Origin of the sequence: uncultured Porphyromonas sp. (genome assembly GCF_900541275.1) — a bacterium.
In the GTDB taxonomy this organism is placed as follows: Bacteria; Bacteroidota; Bacteroidia; order Bacteroidales; family Porphyromonadaceae; genus Porphyromonas_A.
Map to the genome: position 1 here is coordinate 1 of NZ_UQJH01000001.1, position 20,501 is coordinate 20,501.

At 56.0% G+C, this 20,501-nt stretch carries 13 protein-coding genes and 1 tRNA gene; 4 read left to right on the forward strand and 10 right to left on the reverse strand.

The window, feature by feature from the left end; all coding sequences use genetic code 11:
* Window positions 1–295: 295 nt before the first annotated feature.
* The 4 genes from QZR17_RS00005 to QZR17_RS00020 all read left to right on the forward strand — a co-directional run bounded on the left by QZR17_RS00005 (window position 296) and on the right by QZR17_RS00020 (window position 6,475).
* Window positions 296–1,078, forward strand: a complete 783-nt coding sequence (locus tag QZR17_RS00005; protein WP_297126095.1) for a formate/nitrite transporter family protein — start codon at window positions 296–298, stop codon at window positions 1,076–1,078.
* Window positions 1,079–1,156: 78 nt separating this feature from the next.
* Window positions 1,157–2,671 (forward strand): IMP dehydrogenase, encoded by a 1,515-nt coding sequence (locus QZR17_RS00010; RefSeq protein WP_297126098.1) that lies wholly within the window; start codon window positions 1,157–1,159, stop codon window positions 2,669–2,671.
* 355 nt (window positions 2,672–3,026) lie between these two features.
* Window positions 3,027–3,908: a GLPGLI family protein gene (locus tag QZR17_RS00015; RefSeq protein ID WP_297126101.1), complete on the forward strand. Its 882-nt coding sequence runs from the start codon at window positions 3,027–3,029 to the stop codon at window positions 3,906–3,908.
* Window positions 3,909–3,910: 2 nt separating this feature from the next.
* Window positions 3,911–6,475, forward strand: a complete 2,565-nt coding sequence (locus QZR17_RS00020; protein ID WP_297126106.1) for a TonB-dependent receptor — start codon at window positions 3,911–3,913, stop codon at window positions 6,473–6,475.
* Between the two features lie 68 nt (window positions 6,476–6,543).
* On the opposite strand, the gene QZR17_RS00025 is transcribed toward QZR17_RS00020, so the two are convergent.
* From QZR17_RS00025 to QZR17_RS00070, 10 genes are all read right to left on the reverse strand, one after another.
* The gene (locus QZR17_RS00025) at window positions 6,544–7,125 is read right to left on the reverse strand and encodes a GNAT family N-acetyltransferase (protein WP_296164937.1); all 582 of its coding nucleotides are present in this window, start codon (window positions 7,123–7,125) and stop codon (window positions 6,544–6,546) included.
* A 21-nt stretch (window positions 7,126–7,146) separates the two neighbouring features.
* Window positions 7,147–7,368, reverse strand: coding sequence for a DUF2795 domain-containing protein (locus tag QZR17_RS00030; protein WP_018106532.1), 222 nt, complete (start codon window positions 7,366–7,368; stop codon window positions 7,147–7,149).
* 98 nt (window positions 7,369–7,466) lie between these two features.
* Window positions 7,467–8,969, reverse strand: coding sequence for a potassium/proton antiporter (locus QZR17_RS00035; protein WP_297126110.1), 1,503 nt, complete (start codon window positions 8,967–8,969; stop codon window positions 7,467–7,469).
* 90 nt (window positions 8,970–9,059) lie between these two features.
* Window positions 9,060–9,132, reverse strand: a tRNA-Lys gene (locus QZR17_RS00040).
* Between the two features lie 412 nt (window positions 9,133–9,544).
* Window positions 9,545–10,678 carry a hypothetical protein gene (locus QZR17_RS00045; protein WP_297126113.1) on the reverse strand — a complete coding sequence of 378 codons (1,134 nt, stop codon included), beginning with the start codon at window positions 10,676–10,678 and terminating at the stop codon, window positions 9,545–9,547.
* A 12-nt stretch (window positions 10,679–10,690) separates the two neighbouring features.
* Window positions 10,691–12,169, reverse strand: a complete 1,479-nt coding sequence (locus QZR17_RS00050) for an aminoacyl-histidine dipeptidase (RefSeq protein ID WP_297126116.1) — start codon at window positions 12,167–12,169, stop codon at window positions 10,691–10,693.
* Between the two features lie 164 nt (window positions 12,170–12,333).
* A complete protein-coding gene (locus QZR17_RS00055) occupies window positions 12,334–13,509 on the reverse strand; it encodes a SusE domain-containing protein (protein ID WP_297126119.1) in 1,176 nt (391 codons plus the stop codon).
* 8 nt (window positions 13,510–13,517) lie between these two features.
* Entirely contained in the window at window positions 13,518–15,038 is a 1,521-nt protein-coding gene (locus QZR17_RS00060) for a RagB/SusD family nutrient uptake outer membrane protein (protein ID WP_297126122.1), read from the reverse strand.
* A 15-nt stretch (window positions 15,039–15,053) separates the two neighbouring features.
* A complete protein-coding gene (locus QZR17_RS00065; RefSeq protein WP_297126124.1) occupies window positions 15,054–18,068 on the reverse strand; it encodes a TonB-dependent receptor in 3,015 nt (1,004 codons plus the stop codon).
* Window positions 18,069–18,091: 23 nt separating this feature from the next.
* On the reverse strand, window positions 18,092–20,218 hold the full coding sequence (locus QZR17_RS00070) for a glycoside hydrolase family 97 protein (protein ID WP_297126127.1): 2,127 nt from the start codon (window positions 20,216–20,218) through the stop codon (window positions 18,092–18,094).
* Window positions 20,219–20,501 lie beyond the last annotated feature (283 nt).

A 20,501-nucleotide genomic window follows, 5' to 3' on the forward strand; every position in this document is an offset into this window, starting at 1 on the left:
GTGTACACTCTCAGGTCTTAATCCAATGACCGGTATACAGTCCTAGTAATATTCAGTCAACTGTGTACTTTTTCCAGGAATCGCATATTATTGTAGGAGTGACCCCCACTTGAGGAGAGGCAATTCTTTTACCGGTAAAAGAATCCACTAACACCGATATTAGAGTTGTCTAATATCGGTGTTAGTTTACAGCGAGATCGCGACTGGTTTTTACCCACCTTTTTTCGGCCTGCCCCTAGTTTCGGACGAAAGAGCTAAGTTTGTCGACGTATCACCAACAATAGCATTCCCGAAAATGAAATCACCCGCAGAGATCGTCGCCTCGACCTACGCGACGGCAGAGGCAAAGAGCTCTCTCTCTCTTATTAATATGGTTCTCCTGGGCTTCCTCGCCGGAGTCTATATCGCCATGGGAGGGACTCTGGCGACGCTGGCAGGCGGTGGCTTCGGAGCTGCTGCAGCAGGCAATCCGATCCTGCCTAAGCTGCTGAGTGGCTTTTTCTTCCCCCTCGGGATCATCCTCGTCGTTATTGCGGGGGCGGAGCTCTTTACCGGCAACTGTGCCGTGCTGGTGCCGGCGGCGATGCAGGGTAAAGTGCGGTGGGGACGTGTATTGCTCGGCTGGGGAGTGGTCTGGTGTGCCAACTTCCTCGGGGCGCTCTTCTGGGACTACTTCCTCGTCTACCTCACAGGGCTGATGGAGCCCGAGGCTTTTGGCTCCTTTATCCGCACCACTGCGGAGACGAAGGCCTCGCTCTCCTGGGGTGAAGCCTTTGTGCGTGGCGTGGGGGCAAATTGGTTTGTCTGCCTTGCCATCTGGCTGGCGACGGCGGCGGATACGATGTCCGGTAAGATGATGGGGCTCTGGTGTCCGGTGATGGCCTTTGTGGTGATGGGCTTCGAGCACTCTATCGCCAATATGTACTACATACCCACCGGCATGATGTATGGCGCTGAGGTGAGCCTCTCTCAGCTCCTGCTCGACAACCTCCTCCCGGTCACCCTCGGCAACATCGTCGGCGGTGCCCTCTTCGTCGGTGCGCTCTACGGCTGGATCTACGGCAGGAGCCAGAGGTGAGATAATAAATGGAAAAGGGGTACCTTTGTGCAGGATCTACATCCGTTGGACGACAAAGAATACATAGCACAGACTATCATGGCCATCATTACCAGCGAAATCTCCCATACCTTCGGTGAGTATCTCCTTATCCCCGGACTTACTACACGCGACTGCACCCCGGATAACATCTGTCTCCGGACTCCTCTCGTGAAGCATAAGAAGGGCGAGGAGCCCTCACTTCACCTCAATATCCCCTTCGTCTCGGCGATCATGCAGGCGGTCTCGGATGACCGGCTGGCGATTGCGCTGGCGCAAAATGGAGGGCTCTCCTTCATCTACGGCTCTCAGCCCATCGAGGATGAGGCGGAGATGGTGCGGAGGGTGAAGAAATTTAAGGCCGGATTTGTCCAGAGCGACTCCAACCTGACTCCTGACCATACGCTGCAGGATGCGCTTGACCTGATCAAGCGGACCGGGCACTCCACCATCGCAGTGACCGATGACGGCAAGCCCAATGGCAAGCTCCTCGGTATGCTCACTACACGGGACTACCGCATCGGGGTGACGCCCTTTGATACTAAGGTGAGGGACATGATGACCCCATTTGACAAGCTCACCACCGGGTACGAGGGGATCACGCTATCCGAGGCTAACGATGTGATCTGGGATGCGAAGCTGAATACCCTCCCGATCATCAATAAGTCGGACCACCTCTGCTCCCTTGTCTTCCGCAAGGACTACGACAGCCACCACGCCAATCCCAATGAACTCTCGGACGAGGAGACAAAGACCCTCCTCGTCGGTGCAGGCATCAATACCCGCGACTACCAGGAGCGGGTACCGGCTCTGGTGAAGGCGGGTGTGGACGTTGTCTGCCTTGACTCCTCTGACGGCTTCTCCGAGTGGCAGGCGGATGCGCTGAGGTGGGTGAAGAGCAATTACCCCGACCTCCCCGTCGGAGCCGGTAATGTGGTCGATGCGGATGGCTTCAACTACCTCGCTGCTGCAGGTGCCGACTTCATCAAGGTCGGCATCGGAGGTGGCTCGATCTGCATCACACGTGAGCAGAAGGGTATCGGACGAGGACAGGCTACCTCGGTCATCGATGTGGCTGCGGCCCGAGACAGGTGGCTGGAGGAGAAGGGAGAGTACATCCCGATCTGCTCCGATGGCGGTCTCGTGCACGACTACCATATGGTCCTCGCCCTCGCCATGGGTGCTGACTTCCTAATGATGGGCCGCTACTTCGCTCGCTTCGATGAGAGTCCAGGTCGTCTCCTTAAGATCAATGGCAATTACGTCAAGGAGTACTGGGGTGAGGGCTCCAATCGTGCCAAGAACTGGCAGCGGTACGACGATGGCGACAAGGCGCCGGTGCTGGGTCAGATGAAGTTTGAGGAGGGGGTCGACAGCTACGTCCCCTACGCCGGAGAGATGAAGGATAGTCTTGAGTCCACCATCAATAAGATCAAGGCGACGATGTGCAGCTGTGGCTCGACCACCCTGGAGCATCTCCGCAAGCACTCTAAGGTCACGGTCGTCTCTCAGACCTCGATCACCGAGGGTGGGGCGCACGACGTGATTCTCAAGAGTAGTGCCAAGGTGGACTGATAGTCTCCCGCCGGGTCCTGAGATAATATCCTCACAGAGTAGGGGCGAGGCCTGACAGTTGTCAGGTCTCGCCCCTTTCCTCTGCTTTGTATTAGCGTATGGGATGCGGTATTAGTCGAGTTGATGCTTCAGAGCGCTATTGAAATACAGCTAAGAGCATACATGGATAGATGGCTGTAACGCTTAAATGCTAATCCCCTGATGTAGAGATTTTTTTTGACTATAATTGCAATAAGGGTCTATCTTACTAAACTAAGCTTACCCTTGTAGGCACGATTTGAGGTGAAAAAGTTTTAGACTACTTCTTTGTATCGTGACCTCTTTTTACATCTAATTTTTATGTAGTGAAAAAGCAATGCATAGGTTATTTCGAAATTTATGTGTGATGGCGGTGGCATCGCTCAGCATCGCAGGAACCCTGTCGGCTCAGGTGATAGACCCTAAGGATGCCGCCGGAGCCTTTGGGGATAAATTAGCTGCTGAGGAACCAAAGCAGATCTACGACCAGGCACAATACCGGGCACTGTACGAGTATCAGCACCAGAAGGATCCCGGTAATCCCTATAAGCATGAGGTCGGCTGGACCGTCCTCTTTGTGGGTGAGAGGTATAGTATGTTTATGGACTACTTCGCCTATCAGTCCGACTCGATCAATGACAGCTATGCCCGAGCCAAGCGCAAGGAGAGCGACCTGCTGGTGCCCCTGATGTCGGTGATTCATCAGGAGGCTTTTATGGACAGAGTCTTACGCGGTGCTGATAGTTGCTTCGTGGTGTCATCGACCGGGCTGAAAGAGTATGCTTACGAGGAACCCCTTCCCCAGATGGAGTGGTCTATGACCCCCGGAGACACGATAGTAGCCGGGGTGAAGTGTAAGAAGGCTCTGATGCACTTCCGCGGGAGGGATTATGTGGCCTGGTATGCTCCGGAGGTCCCGATTCCGGATGGTCCCTATAAGTTTACGGGTCTGCCGGGTCTGATCTTCTGCCTCTATGACACGGCAGGTCAGTACTCTTTTACTCTCGGATCGCTCTCTGCGGTCCCGGAGGAGGATCCGGTCCCCATCTACCGCCGAACGGACTATCCTGAGGAGTCACGGGGACACATTATGCAGATGCATAGGAATTACTGTGCCGATCCCGCTCGCGGACTGATGAGCATGCAGGGCGTCACGATCCCTGAGGAGACACTCAAGAGCATTAAGCCCCTTCCCTTCAATCCCATAGAGCTGGAGTGATTATGTGGCACCTCGTAAGGAATAGGCTTTTCCTTATCCTCCTGCTACTCGCTCTACCGCTCCTGGCTAAGGCTGATCCCTGTACCGTACGTCTGACGATCCTCTCGGCTGAGGATGATGTCCCCCTGTCCGGTGTCCTCTGTCGTCTCTATGGCGAGGGAGATGCCCTCATAAGCTATGCTCTCACGGACGACCGGGGAAAGGCGGATCTGGCACTCAGTGAGTCAGTCACCAGATTGAGTGTAGTCCTGATGAGCTACAAGTCGGCAGAGGTGAGCCGGGACAGGCTGAGGTGCGGGAGTGAGCTGGTGCTGCGGCTTGAGCCCACCGCAACCAAGCTCCCCGAGATCTTTGCAAAAGCTCCCCCCGTAGTCGCATATAAGGATACTGTAAGCTATGATGTCTCCTCCTTCCGGGTGAAGAGTGATCGCTCTATAGGGGATGTGCTCAGGAAGCTTCCCGGAGTGGAGGTGGGTAACAGCGGAGACATCAAGTACCAAGGACGTGCCATCAGTCATCTCTATATAGAGGGGCAGGACTTACTGGAGAATCGGTACAACCTAGCTACTCAAAACCTCCCTGCCGATGCGATCACCGGAGTGGATGTCATGGAGCGTCATACTCACGAGCGGATCCTCAAGAAAAGGACGGATAGTGAGTCAGTGGCTATGAATTTTCGTCTCAGTAAGGACTATAAGGCGCGACCCTTCGGCGAGGTCTCTATAGGGGCAGGACTTTCCCCCCTGCTGCTGGAGTCTAAGATCAGCACTACCTTAGTGCACCGGAGATCACAGAGTATGCTGATCGGTGGAGGGAATAACACCGGACGGGATGTGGAGCAACTCTTCGGTGGCGTCCCCACCGTCTACGATCTCCTCTACCGGCCCACTCCAGCCTCCCCCTTTCTGACTACAGACTTCCCGACCGATGTTCCTCTGCCGGAGGATCGCTATCGCTTCAATGAGAGTGGTGCAGCGAGCCTTAATCACCTCTTTATCCTCAGTCCTGTCCGGAACTTGCGAGTAAGTGCGACCGGGGTCGCCGATCGGCAGCATAGGAGACGTATGGAGGACAATAGATATGGCGGAGAGGATCCTTGGGAGTATCGTGAGCAGTCCGGTGGTAAGCGTCGCTACTTCCGTCTCTCTCCCTCTATCTATTATGAGCATAATAGCGACAACGTCTATCTGTCGGATAAGCTCTCAGCGGATATAGCTAAGGTGGGGATGCATAGCGACATCCATACGGAGGAGAAAGGGACTACAGCAGACTTACGAGAGAGTCGAAGCCTGAGCGACCTGGCGGTGAAGAACGATCTAAGGTCGATCTTCCCCCTCGGGGATCTGATGATCCGTGGCTCTCTCTATGCCGACTATCAGCGCATAGAGGAGGGGCTTGACGTGGCAGATGATCCCTCAGAGCTGTTTCTTCATCACAGGACGCTTCTGCATAGTGTGATGTCTACCACGAAGTCTGTCGGTGACCTTATGCTCTACCTGACACTCACAGGTAATATGGAGAGCCATCGCTTTGCGGTCGGAGATGAGGAGGGTCGGTACCGGCTGGGGACTCTCGAGCTGTCCCCGGAGCTATTGTATCGTCTGCCGGGGGATCAGGTGGTGATGAGACTCACTTTACCTGTCGGTCTCACTGCCTATGGCTCCCAAGAGACGGATAAGAGGACTGGGTCTCTACTCCCGCACTTCTCTATCAGTTACTCACCCAGTGATCGGACGACCATCCGCCTATCAGGAGAGGGCAATAGAGGTCTTCGTGCGCCAGCTTATTTGCCTGGTCAACTTTTGCGTAGAGGGTATAGGAGCTACTTTACCTATGCTGATACTCCAGAGCGATATCACACTATGCACGTCACTCTGACGGGGGCGTACCGCAACCTACTCCATATGATATTTATGAATGGGACGCTGATGGCACAGCGCTCAGGTGGTGACCAGCTCGCCACTCTCCGGGCAGTCGATGGACGACTTGTCTATGGTGTGAAGCCTATGGATTATCAGGCTGATCGACTCTATGCCGGCTTCTCTCTAAGCAAGAGCTTTGTCTCGACGGGCACTGTACTCAAGGGAAAGGTAGACGTAACGCACTCCTCTCGCCCTTTCCTGCAAAATCAGGTGGTCTATAAGGTCCCGATGACCTTCTCCGATCTCTCACTCAGCCTAGAGCAGAGGTTGTCCAAGTGGGGAAATCTCCTCGCTAACGTCGGTCTATCTACTTCGAAGCGTGGGGGAGAGAAGAGTAGCGCGCCTCTCCACCGGCTCAGCTATGGGACTACCCTATATCTCTTCCCGATGGAGACTTGGGAGGCTACCCTGAGCTATGAAGGAGGAGTGATGGAGATTGCTGAGGGGCAGAGATCTCGTTACCGATTTCTGGATGCTGTGCTGCAGTATGATCTCTCCGATAAGGTGAGACTACGGCTGGAGGGGAAGAATCTACTGAATACTACGCTTTTCCGGCAGGTGTATTACGAGGGGATCAATGACTTTGCCTCCGAAGTGCCTCTCCGAGGTAGGTCTCTCCTTCTATCCCTCTCCTACAGATACTAAAGTATATTATAGACAAAAAGAGTGGGGCGGAGCTCAAGCTACGTCCCACTCTCATTGTACCTATTGCATCACTTCTGAGATCGGACCATCCTATAGTAGGGGTGTCCCATGAAGTACACTCTCTCGTCTCGCTGAAAGTCAAGCATGGTATAGTAGGCTTCCAGTCGAGGCTTATCCTCATCTACGAGCAGAGTGAAGCGATCGTACCCCAGCTCTCTTATCGCATAGTCAATGACGCTCTCCATGAGCCTCAGCCCTATGCGGTGCCCGCGGGCGGCAGGGAGGAGGGCCAGCGTATCGAGGTAGTACTCTCCCGGGCCGGTCTCAGTGTCACTTGGTCCCGCCCCATCCAGAGCGGCAAAGGTGAAGGCTCGCTTAGCCTCGTAGTCGTCACCCGGGTAGGAGATGAGACAGCCCACTACCTCATCGTCAACCTTCGCTACTAAGGTATTGCGATAGGAGTAGAGGGTGTCCGTCCTAGCGCAGATGTCCAGCAACCACTCGTAGAGAGTGCTCTGCTCCTCGTCCATATCGTCCACGAAGTTGTACCGCTCAATTGCTGCCATGGCGCACTTGGCGATTATGGGCACCATCTCAGGTGTCCCTCGGGATATGGAGATCTCAGGAGTGGGCTCGGTCTCTACTGGCATAGTGCGTGCTTCTCCTTCGGATCAGTACTCCTCTTCGTTGAAGAAGAAGTCCTCCTTGCTCGGATAGTCGGGCCAGATGTCCTCGATGGACTCGTAGCTCTCGCCATCGTCCTCGATCTCCTGGAGGTTCTCGATCACTGCCATAGGGGCGCAGGTGCGCTGAGCATAGTCTATCAGCTCATCCTTGGTGGCAGGCCAGGGAGCATCATCCAGCTTAGATGCCAGCTCTAAAGTCCAGTACATATATTACTTCTGATTGATGGTTTCTACTTCGTTTTTCTTACCTATTATTAGGCGGGTGCAATGATAGACAATTTTCCGCTAATGGCAAAGTATTGCCCTCAGACGTCCAAGTGGTAGTGATGGATGCCAAGTTGCTCGTATGCCTCTACGAGTGCGGTCTCGTCGTCGCTCAGGATCAGGACGTGGTCACCCACCTCGAGGGGAGTCTCCCCCTTGGGGATGAAGTAGCTCTCGCCCCGCTTCACGAGGATGGCGAGGGTGTGATTGGGGATGCTCATATCCTTTAGCAAGTTGCTCCTCTCGATCATCGCCGGGCTGACAATCATCTCAGAGAGCGTGCTGGTGAAGTTTTCCGGTAGATCCACATCCTTGAAGACCGGTGACCTCACCTCCTCATCCACCAGACCGAGCCACTTCGCTACGATCGTCACGCTGCCGCCCTGTATCGTCAGCGAGATAAGGGTGATGAAGAAGACGACATTGAAGATCATCCGAGCTTCCGGTAGCCCCTCCACGAGGGGATAGGTGGCAAAGATGATCGGCACGGCCCCGCGCAGCCCTACCCAGCAGGTGTAGAGCATCGCATTGAGCGGCATCTTCTTGATGAAGGGCAGGAGCGTCAGTGCCACCGAGAGGGGGCGACCTACCAGCATCAGGAAGAGACCGACGATGATTGCCGGGAGAGCTACGCCGGCCAGCTCATCGACATTGACCAGCAGTCCCAGTGCGAGGAACATCACTAGCTGGCAGAGCCACTGAAAGCCGTCGAAGAGCCGCATCGTACTCTTCTTATACAGCACCTCCGAGTTGCCTACCACCAATCCCGATATGTAGACGGCGAGGTAGCCATTCCCTCCCAGCCGCGCCGTCGCTGAGTAGATGACAAAGGCGACGAAGAGCAGGAGGAGCGAGTGGAGCGCCGGGGAGGCGAGCTTCACTTTATTGACAAACCAGACCGCTCCCTTGCCGAAACCGTAGCCCAGTACCCCTCCGATGCTGAATTGGAGGACAAACATCCAGAGGGCATTGCCGATCGAGGAATCGCCAGTGTGGATCATCTGCAGCAGGATCAGTGTCAGCATGTAGGCCATCGGGTCGTTACTTCCGGACTCAAATTCCAGCAGCGGCTTGACGTTGTGCTTGAGGTGCATCTCCTTGGACCGCAGGATCGAGAAGACCGAAGCTGAGTCGGTCGAGGACATCACCGCGGCACAGAGCAGCGCCATAGGGAAGGAGAGCGCCTGCACCTCGCCCGGCACCCATGGCTGACGGAAGAGGAAGTAGATGAAGGTCCCCGTCACCAGCATCGTCAGCAGTACACCCACTGTCGCGAGAAGCGTCCCTCGGACCATCACCGGCTTGATCTCCTTGTAGTCGGTGTCCATACCGCCTGTAAAGAGGATCATCGTCAGGGCAATGATACCGATGGTCTGTGCCTCAGAGGCGGAGTTGAACTCGAGATAGCCCGAATAGCCGGCAAACATACCCACGCCGAGGAAGAGGAGTAGAGAGGGGATGCCAAACCTAAAGCCTGCCTTGCTGAGCACCAGGCCCACAATAGCAAGGAGAGAGATGTAGAAGATTAGCTGCTCTATTGCCATAATGGATGAATTGCAATCGTGTAGTGTAGGTACAAAAAACGAGATGCTGTCTCTCCACGAGTGGAGTAGGCAGCACCTCGGCTGGAGAAGTGACCCGGGAGGGGCTCGAACCCTCGACCCATTGATTAAGAGTCAATTGCTCTACCAACTGAGCTACCGAGTCATACTTTATTTCCCCTGTTGGTAGGGGGCTCTCTTGTGGATTGCTCTGCAAAGGTACAATAATTTTGCAGAAAGGCAAGGTGCTGTGTGAGCTAATTTGACCACAATGTATCTACTACGCTTATCATCAGTTGATTAAAATCCTATTTTTCTTGTCCCTTCCCTGCTGAACGACAAGTATGCGGAGCTGAGACTAACAATGAGAGACATTTTGACCTTTGACCCTCAATGTAAAGCAAGAGCTATCTGTGGAGTTTAGGGATCCCCTCGGACTAACTAATACCAATATTAGTCAAATCTATTACCGATATTAGTGACACTAATATCGGTAATAGATGACTCTAATATCGGTAAAAGAGCCAAGGGCTTTCCCCGTGCTGATAGTCAGTCTATTGCGCTGATCGTTTTGTGACCTATAGATTCAGGTGTCTTGGGGGGGGTGTGGCGGATGGCTCTGACGGGTTTCCCTCGGTCTGATCGATGATCAGGTCGACATAGACCGGGTAGTGGTCGCTGAAGCCACCGGTATAGTGGGTCCCTTTGAAGCTTCGTCTCGGTCGGTGATGTCGGTCCTGGAGGTAGTCCGGTGCGTAGATCTCTATCGACCGACCTCCCACCCGGACGACACCCGCCTCGTCGAGGAGCGTACCGGAGACGATGATCTGATCCGGTAGCCAGTAGTTGTGCCCGAAGTAGTGCGACCCTCTTGCTCTCCCCTCTTGCGGGGAGGCGAGGTTGTAGAGCTGATGCGGACGGATCTCTGACGACTCGTCTCCCGGAGGGACCGCTCGGAGCCCCATCGTGAGAGCGGTATTGTGAGGGGCGTCATTGAAGTCGCCCATGATCAGCACTTTGGCATTCGGTCGCTTGTCAAAGAGGTCCTGCACCACTCGGTAGAGCTTAGCACAGACTCGCTCTCTGTCCGGTGAGGTGGAGCGCACCCCGCCCCGTCGGCTCGGCAGGTGGACGACGAATACGTCAAGGAGTGCCCCGCTATGCCTCTGCTCGAGCGTCACCCAGAGCGTATTACGTCCGCTGCCCGAGCGCTCGCGCTTTGTCCTCGGGTCGCGCCTGAGGGGGTAGCTGAGCAGATCCCCGTAGTGAGGGATCTCGTGGGCGTCTACGCGGCGGAAGACCTTAGGGTCCCACAGGAGCGCCACGTCGATCCCTCTCGGATCCGCCCCACGGCTGACAGACATCCTGTAGTCCATCCGCCGGAGAGGCTTGGCATCGGTCAGGTCTCGTATCACCTGGACGTTCTCGATCTCGACGAGACCGATGAGAGCAGGGTAGTCCCACTCTCCTATACGAGAGAGGGTGCGGGAGATACTCTGCACCTTACTCTGGTACCGCCCCTTCGTCCAGTGGTATGCTCCACCGGGGAGGAAGTCCCGATCGTCTGTCTCGGGGTCATCTATAGTGTCGAAGAGGTTCTCTACATTATACGAGACCACCCTCCGCCGGATCACCTGCTCGCTCTCCTGTCCCATACTGGTCAGTGCGACAATGAGGGTGAGGAAAAAAAGGAGTGCGAGACGCCGTGGCATGGCATCACCTGCTTACTTGCCTGCCTTGGGGGAGCGCTTAAGGATGTCGAGGATGTAGTCCCAGAACTTTCCTACCGATGCCACCTCCAGACGCTCGGCCGGCGAGTGGACATAGAGCATCGTCGGTCCCACGGAGATCATATCCAGCTCAGGCCGCTTCTGGCGGAAGAGACCACACTCCAGCCCGGCGTGGATGGCGTACACCTTGGGATCCGTGTCGTAGAGGGCGCGGTAGCTCTCGCAGGCGATCTGGAGGATCTGAGAGTCGGTATTGGGCTCCCAGCCTGGGTAGGGACTGTGCTCATACACATCAGCTCCGATAGCCTCAAAGGTGGCACGCACCATATCGCCTACCATATCGATCTGTGAGTCGATCGAGCTGCGCTGGCTGGTGACTACCATCAGTGCGTCCTCCTCGTCCTCATTCTGCATCTTTACGGAGGCGAGATTGGTCGATGTCTGTACCAGTCCATCGATCTCGCGACTCATCTCGATCACGCCGTGAGGGCAGGCAACGAGAGCAAAGATCAGGTCATTAGCCGTGTCGGTGTCAATGCAGTAGTCCGGCGTCTCCACCGTATCTAGCTCGACCCTCAGCCCCGGCTCCATCACCTTATACTCATCCTGCAGGTGGGAGCGGAAGACGTTGACAAAAGCAGCTAGAGCATCCCTATCCTCAGGTGCCACACCGATGACGGCATGTGCCTCGCGAGGAATGGCGTTGTCAAGGTTGCCCCCCTCGATGGAGGCGAGGACATACTCCACCTCGTTACCGAGACGGAAGAGAAGTCGGGCCAACAGCTTCACCGCATTGGCATACCCCTTGTCGATCTCGCTCCCTGAGTGTCCGCCGTGGAGACCGCGGACCTCTATCCGGGTGTAGTGTAGCTCCGGGTAGGCGTAGGTGCGCTCATACTCCAGCTCGGCTACAGTATCTTTACCGCCGGAGCAGCCGATGCAGATCTCGCCCTCCTCCTCGCTGTCGAGATTGATCAGGATCTTACTCTCGATGAAGTCGGGAGCCATCTCCATAGCTCCAGTAAGACCGGTCTCCTCATCGCGGGTGAAGAGGCACTCGATGGGACCATGCTCGATGGACTCGGAGGCGAGGATCGCGAGGCAGACTGCGTCACCGATCCCGTCGTCAGCGCCCAGCGTCGTACCGCGAGCGTGCACCCAGCCATCCTCGACGTAGGTCTGGATGGGATCGGTCTCGAAGTCGAAGTCCACGTCCTTATCCTTCTCGCACACCATATCCATATGGCACTGGAGGGCAATGCTCTTCCGATCCTCATAGCCCGGGGTAGCGCCCTTACGGATCAGGATGTTGCCCGCATGATCTACCTCACACTCCAGCCCATGCTCCTTGGCAAAGTCCTGCAGGTAGGCGATCATCTTCTCCTCCTTCTTGGAGGGGCGGGGGATACGGGTGATTTGGTCGAAGTAGTGGAAGACCTCCTTCGGTTGCTGATCGATGACTTTATCGCTCATGATAGTTCAGTGGTAGTTATTGGTTTTTTTATGTTTCCGTAAAGATACCAATTTCTGCTTACCCAATGGCGTGATCGCTGCGTGGGAAGTGTATGAAAAAAAGCTCCCACCGGTGAGGCGACACCGGTGGGAGCATATCTATCCACTCTTCCTATGAAGAGGGATTACTTATCGAGCTTATTGATGAAGTAGTTGCCGGTGAGGTCGTTGAAGTAGACATCGTAGGTGCCTGCTTCCTTGGCGGTGACCTTCCAATTCTCTCCCCCTTCAGCGATGCCGAAGTCTGTGGGGAATTTCTCCTTCTCCTGACCGCCCCAATTGGTGCTCCAGGCAGCATTGGCGCGAAGCTTAAATTCGCCCTCCTTCAGCACGATCCCTCTGCCGATCCAGAGGTGAGGCTCGGTCTTGGACTGCTCGAGGAGGAGGTCGTGATCCCAGTCAATGCCGGCGGTGCCGATGATACCGATCTTGTCGAAGGTCGGCTTGGACAAGACATCGATGGGCGTAAAGCTGATGGTCGCCTGAGCGGGATCGAGCTTGCCCCTATTGACGGTTAGCGTGATTCGGTAGTACCCGGCAGGTGATCCCGCAGGGAGCTCAATATTATCTCCGCTCATATCGAGCTTGCCATCCTTTAGGCCCAGGATATTTTTCCACGCGCCAATGCTGGCTTCCGGGAAGATCTTGAAGGCGGCACCGGCCTTGAGGTACCCATAGTAGTGGTAGGTGAGGGCACTATTATCATCGGCGAAGAAGAGGTGTTCGTTGTTTTTCTCATTCCACCCAGGTGCGCCGTCTCTGCCGCTGAGGTCCCCTACGAGGAAGTAGAGATCAGGTCGGACAGTGGCGAGGAACGGGGTGATCGTCAGCTCCAGTGGTGCCGAGGTGGTCCTGTAGGTCTCGAGGGCGTGGTCGTTGCCCTTGTCGGCCAGAGGAAGTGCCTCCACCATCACGGAGACCTTGTCCGGAGTGTCACCCTCCATCTCCAGTTCTGTGACGAGTCGCTTATTGAGCTGCTGGAGTGGGATAGAGATCTGACGTGCACCGGTTAGTACCGGAAACTCGATCCGCTTCTCACTTCCTCCCCGAGAGATGACGAGGGTGTAGGTGACAGGGATCTTGTCACCATACTTGGCAGCGCTCCAGCTTAGGTCGAGCGTGCCGGTGCTCTCAGGGGTGATCGTCATTGCCGTGGAGACGGGCTGATCGAGCACAGCGGGAGACTTGGATGAGAGGACGGCATCAAAGCTCTCCATCGGATCCTCGGTGCTGCATCCTGCCACGAGGGAGAGGATGAGGGCGGCGAGAGTCGCAGATGCCAGGTGATGTATTCTATTCATGGTCTGAGTCATTTGCTTTTGGGACGAAGGTTAGGATTGGCGAGTGCATCAGAAGCGGGGATGGGGTAGAGTGCCCTGTCGGCGGTCATCGCTGCACCGGAGGCCTTTCCACCCTTCCACTCCCATAGGTAGCTGCCGGAGGTGAAGAGTCCGAAGCGTATCAGGTCGGTGCGGCGGTGACCCTCCCAGTAGAGCTCGCGCCCGCGCTCGTCGATGATCTGCGAGAGGTCAAGGTTGCTTGTCGGTGCGATGCCGGCGCGGCTGCGGATCTTATTAAGATAGTCCAGTCCCTTGCCCTTGTCGGCAGCTCCCCGTGCGGCGCACTCGGCATAGATAAGGTACATCTCGGCGAGACGGAAGAGGGGGAAGTCCATATCGCAGAAGTCCAGATGGCTGCCCGGCTTATTGTCGCTGGTCACATTGGTGTACTTATAGACATATACGCCCTGGTCGAAGTCAGTCAGCTTCTCGATCGTGTCGGTCGACTTGAGGAGCAGGTTGCGGCTGTCCTCCGGGGTGAAGAGCTTGGCAAAGGTCGGTGTGGCTCTATTGCCGCCCCACTTGCCATTGGTGCCGACACTGGGCAGCAGACCCTTGTCCTGTAGCTCAGTGAGCATCTTTTGATTGTAGGAGGCGCAGACGAAGAAGGTGGCACCTGACCAGCTTTGGGCATTTTGCCCATCCGTCGGGACGGCGAGGATGATCTCATCGGTAAACTTGTGGTTGTCCGCCCCGAAGAGATCCTTGTATATCGGATGGAGCTTATGGCCGCCGGTAATGACTTTCTCTGCATACTCCGCTGCCTCAGCGTAGTGACCGGTGCCGGTGTAGACCTCGGCATTGAGGTAGACACGGGCAAGCAACGCCTGGGCGGCAGCCTGACCGGCGCGACCATAGACCTGCTGACCGGCAGGCTTGAGGAGTGGCTCCACCGCCTTTAGCTCCGAGACGACGTAGTCGAAGAGCTCCTTGCGGGCGATCCTCTTAGGAGCGGTCTTGCCTGTTGGGTCCTGCTCGGTGATGAAGGGGACATCGCCGTAGAGATCCATCAGCACCCAATACTGGAAGGCGCGGACGAAGCGAGCCTCCGCCTTCATCAGCTCTTTCTCCTCAGGCTTGAGGGGTGAGCTGTCCACGTTGGCGAGAAACTCGTTGGCATACTTGATCTGGATGATCGAGCGGTAGTAGGCTCCGGCGACAATGCCGGTGGTGGCGTCCCAGGTACCGTCGCTCAGCCCCTTGACTGCCTCGTCGTTCCAGGCACACTTGACCTCGTCTGTGGGGAGCTCCTGGAGGTTGAAGAACGCTCTGGTAAATCCCGAGGTACCATCGTCAATACCGGCGACATCGCCCTCCGCGAGCGCCCAGGCGCCATAGACCTTGGCAAAGGCCTGACGCGTACCCTCCTCGGTAGAGAAGACCTTGGGGCCGGTCACGTCATTCGTCGGCATTCGATCGAGATCGCGGACGCAGGAGGCGAGGAGTAGCCCAGTGAGTAGGGTAGAGATGAGTATGGTAGTAGTCTTCATAATCTTTTGCATGACTTAAAAGGTGAGACCCAGACTAAGAGAGTAGGTGCGGGGTATGGGGTAGAACTGGTGGTCGATCCCACCGGAGACCTCCGGGTCAATGCCCTTGTAGGAGGAGAGGGTGAAGACATTCTGCACCGTCGCACCGAGGTTGATCCCTACGCTGTCGTGGAAGAGGCGACCGAAGTCGTAGCTCAGGGTCAGATTGTCCATCTTGAGGAAGGAGGCATCTCGGACGTAGTAGTCGGAGAGGTAGTGCTTATTGATAAAACCGGACTCACTATAGTCGTGTGTCGCATTGCTGATCCATCCCAGAGGGTCGATGACCGAGTCGAGGGTGGCATTGTTGCTGGAGACGTTGTCGTAGATCTTACTGCCGGTATTAGCACGCAGGGAGGTGGATAGGGTGAGCCCCTTGTACCGAAGTGAGGTGCTGAGACCGAAGAGGAAGTCCGGTGCCGGCTTGCCACAGTGGTACTTGTCGTAGTTGTCTATTTTTCCGTCACCATTAAGGTCCGCAAAGACACCCTCAATGGGCTTACCCTGCTCATCATAAACCTGCTTGTGGACAAAGAAGGAGTAAGGCGCATAGCCTACGGAGTGGATCTGGGCATTGTTGCCGGTGGCACCATTGATACCGCCCACCTCAGCACCGAGATAGGTGGGGTCCTCGACCTGCGTCAGCTTGGTGATCTCGGTCTGGTTGTAGGTGGCGTTGAAGTTCAGCACCCAGTTCCAGTCCTTCGTCTCGATCGGGATATAGTTCACTGACAACTCTGCACCCCTGTTGGTCATAGAGCCGATGTTGGTGAGGAGCTTATTGGAGAAATTGGCTCCGGCAGGGATCGGGATCGTATTCAGGAGGTCCTTGGTGTGCTTGACGTAGAGATCGATCGAGCCGTAGAGGCGCCCCTTGAGGAATCCGTAGTCGAGACCGATATTGGAGGTAGCGGTCTGCTCCCACTTGATCTCGGCATCGTAAGCGGCAGGCTTGTACATATTGTACCACTTGTCACCGAGGAGGTACTTTGACTGATTGCCACTGAGGTAGTATACCGGCTGATAGCTGTAGTTGGCGATACCATCCTGCTGTCCGGTCAGACCGTAGCCGAGACGGAGCTTCAGGTCGCTGACGGCATCTACGTCCTTGAAGAAGGACTCTTCCTTGATCTTCCATGCCAAAGCGACGGAGGGGAAGATACCCCAGCGGTACTTGGGTGCAAAGCGGGAGGAGCCATCGGTACGCACTGTAGCTGTGATGAGGTAGCGGTCGAGGAGAGAGTAATTGACACGACCGTAGAAGGATACAAGCGTATTCCTCGGCATATCGTAGGGGAAGACCGGCTTATTGTACTCGATCCCTCCGGCGGTCTTGTCGGCGTACTTGTAATCCTTGGTGAGCCAGTCCTGGTAGGAGTAGCCCGCCATCACATCGAGAGCACCGAGGAGAGCCTTTGACTCCACCTTATAATTGAGGTAAAAGTCGAGCAGCTTATTTGTCTTCTCCTGGCGATACTGATTGTCCAGACCGCCCTTGCCGATCACCTGATTGGTGTACTCATTGAGCGGTGCTGTGGTGGGGATGTAGATGGTGCCTTGCCCCACGCCGTAGTCGTAGGCAAGATTGAGGTTCATACTCAGCCCCTTGACGAAGGGAAGCTTGTAGGTGATCATCGAGTTGGCGATGATGCGATTGGTGGTGCCTCGGTCCTCCTTCTCCATCAAGAGGGCAAGGGGATTACGAGGTGCCTGTGAGCGGGGGATCACCTGACCCTCGGTACCCTCACCGGTGAGGAACCAGTAGCCGCCGAAGGGCTTGAAGACCGCATCATCAGACATGATCGGCTGGGTCGGATCCATCCTCACTGCCCCATCAATGGCGTCCCTATTGGGGAAGCGATTTCGGGTGTGGGAGCCCTTGACATTCAGCGTCACTGTGAGGTCGTCATTGAGGAAATGGGGCGACAGACTGAGGTCCCCGGTGACGCGCTGCATGTGGTCCGTCTTGAGGATACCCTTCTCGTTGTAGTATCCTACAGACACGCGGTAGGGGAGCCAGGAGGTGGCACCACTGATGCTGACGTTATTATCCGCACCAAAGGCGGTCTGGTAGATGGCGCTCTGCCAGTCGGTATTCTCCTTTCCGAGCATAGCGATGTACTTCGCATTGCCGCTCTTCTTTACGATCTCGCGGATCTCGTCGCCGGTGTAGACATCGACATACTTACGAGGGGTGGAGACGGAGAATCGGGTGGTGGCCTGTACACGGAGTGGCTGGCCGAGACTTCCCTTCTTCGTCGTGATGATGATCACGCCATTGGAGGCTCTGGAGCCATAGATCGCTGTGGCGGAGGCATCCTTGAGGACATTCATCGACTCGATGTCAGCGGGGTTGATCGAGCTAAGTGCGCTCGGTGCTCCGGGGAGAGAGCCGCCCTCCATAGGCACGCCGTCGATGACGATCAGCGGGTCATTGGAGGCATTGAGCGAGGCACCGCCTCGGATGCGTATCGTGGAGCCGGCGCCGGGACTTCCGCCACCGGGGACAATCTGCACACCGGCGATCTTACCGGTGATGAGCTGATCCGGAGTGGCAATGGCGCCCTTCTGGAAGTCCTTGCTGGAGATCGTGGTGATAGAGCCGGTGAGGTCTTTCTTCTGCACCGACCCATAGCCGATCACCACTACCTCGTCAAGGAGCTCGGAGTCCTCGTGGAGGACAAGGCGAAGGGGGAAGGTCTGGTCTGCTACGGCAATCGTCTGATCGACGAAGCCGACGTAGGTAAAGGTGAGGCGATCAGACTTCTCGACCTGGATGGAGAAGTTTCCGTCCATATCGGTGATCGTCCCTTGTCCTACCTTGTCAGTCACCCGCACGGTGACACCGGGTAGGGGAGAGCCCTCCACGTCGACTACCACACCGTGGGCGCGTACCGACTGGGCGAGAGCAGAGAGCGCACTCCCGCTGACCACCACCAGTAGGGCGAGTAGTCGCAGAGCCTGCTTGAGTATACTGCTATTCTTATTCATACTAAGATATGGGGTTAAGGGATTTACTTGATCTCAGAGAGGATCACGGCGAAGCCTCCGCCCTCCACCTCGTGCAGGGTGAGGGTGCTCTTGGAGGTCACTTTCTGCTCCGTGATGGTATAGTCGTACTGGTTGGTCAGGTAGTGAGCCTTCTTGCCGTCATGCCACACCTTGGCGAGATACTTCTTACCCGGGGTGAGGAAGTCGAGGCTGATCTTCGTCGTTCGGTCTACTCCGCTGACGCTGCCGATGTACCAGTCCTCGCTCGACTTGTCCTTACGTGCTACGGTGACGTAGCGTCCCGGCTCCGCCTCGAGGTACTTGCTGTCGCTCCAGTCCACCGGCACCCTCTCGATAAACTCAAAGGCATCCATCCGCTCCTCGTAGTGCTCGGGAAGGTCGGCCGCCATCTGGAGTGGCGTGTACATCGTCAGGTAGCTGCCGAGCTGATTGCAGACGGTGGTGCGGACGACGTTGTGGTTGTCCGGATTGAGTCGGCTGAGGTCCATCATCAGGATACCGGGAGTGTAGTCCATCGGACCACCGATGAGGCGGGTAAAGGGAAGTAGGGTAAGGTGGTTGGCGGGATTGCCACCGGTCTGGAACTCCTGCCCCTTGGCCGACTCCTGAGAGAGAAGGTTGGGGTACGTGCGGCTCAGCCCGGTCATGTGGACCGACTCGTGAGCATTGATCATGATCTGTCGCTCGGCAGCCTTCTTCACCACATAGAGGTAGTGATTGACCAGCCACTGACCGTAGTGGTACTCTCCGTGTGGGACGATGTCGCCGACGTAGCCGGTCTTGACACCCGGGTAGTCGTACTTCTTCATAAGGTCAAAGGCGGCATCCAGGTGACGCTCGTAGTTGCGGATCGAGCTGGAGGTCTCGTGGTGCATCAGCATCTTGATCCCCTTCTCCTTAGCGTAGCGGTGGATCTCCTCGATGTCGAAGTCGGGGTAGGGGGTGACGAAGTCAAAGACGTAGTCCTTCTTGTGGCCAAACCAGTCCTCCCAGCCAACGTTCCACCCCTCGACCAGCAGCCCATCCATCCCGTGGGCGGAGGCAAAGTCGATGAAGCGCTTCACGTTGGCGGTCGTGGCTCCGTGGCGACCGTTGGGCTTTACCCTGGAGTAGTCGGTCCGGTCGAGATGGACGCTGTGGAGGTCGTCGGTGTAGGCCCAGGTGCTCTTGCCGGTGATCATCTCCCACCAGACGCCCATGTACTTCATCGGCTTGATCCAGGAGGTGTTCTCGATCTTGCACGGCTCATTGAGGTTATAGATCAGCTTGCTTGCGAGGATGTCCCGCGCATCATCGCTGACGATGACAGTACGCCAAGGGGTGTTGAATGCAGTCTGCACATGCCCCTTGCTCCCCTGAGCATCCGGCGTGAGGTGTGCCCGGAAGATCATGGCCTTGTCGTCCAGCTCCAGATTGAGTGCCGGGAAGTCGATCAGTGCTGCCTCGTGGATGTTGATGTAGAGCCCGTTGTCAGCCTTGAGCTGCAGCGGCGTCTGCACGCCGGTCTTGGAGAAGTCCTGCTGGGAGGCGTTGTGGATGTGCGCCTCATCGTACCGGCTCCGGATCTCGCTGAGACGGCACTCGGTGACGTTGTACTCCTGTGTGTCGTAGTCGCCGGGGATCCAGAAGGCGATGTGATCGCCTGCCATGGCAAACTCTGTTGCCTCCTCCTTCACCGTGAAGTAGATCAGGCGATCCTGGTCGGGAAACTCGTACCTCAGCCCCATGCCGTCATCAAAGAGACGGAAGCGAAGATCCATCTCGCGACCATTGTCCCTCTGGCAGAGGCGGATGAGCATCTCATTGTAATGGTTACGGATCGTACTCACCTCGCCCCAGACCGGCGTCCAGGTCTCGTCGAAGGTGGAGCGGACGGCATCGCCCTGCTGCTCAAAGGCAGAGACGAGGTCACCATCCTCGTGATCCTTGAGGAAAAAGCCTAAGTGGCTGTCCCGCACGACCGGCTTGTCGCCATAGTCGAGGCGATACATCGGCTCGCCCTTGCTCCCGAGGTGGAAGGTGAGGGTGAGCTTGCCATCAGGGGACTTGAGGACCTCTTGTGCCCCGGCGGATCCGATCGATATCGTCAGCGCAAGGAGCAGGGAGAGGATAAGCGTACGTGGTTTCATGACTGCTTATATTATAGGGTTTCGTAAAATGTGATCGAGGGTAATGGGTCACTCCGAAGGGTTAGGACGGAGTGGGCTCCATTAATTTCTGATACAAAAGTCATCCCTTCGGGACAGTCTGCCAAGTAACCACAAAAGTATATAAGGGTATATTAGTTGATTGAGGTCGTAGTGTGCAGGTTATGAGGTAACTAATTAATTTTCTTAACTCATAAATATAACCTCAATATGGTCTTTTTTTGGGAGGTTTGAGACCCTATTTTTGCCCCCTCTGTCTTTTTTT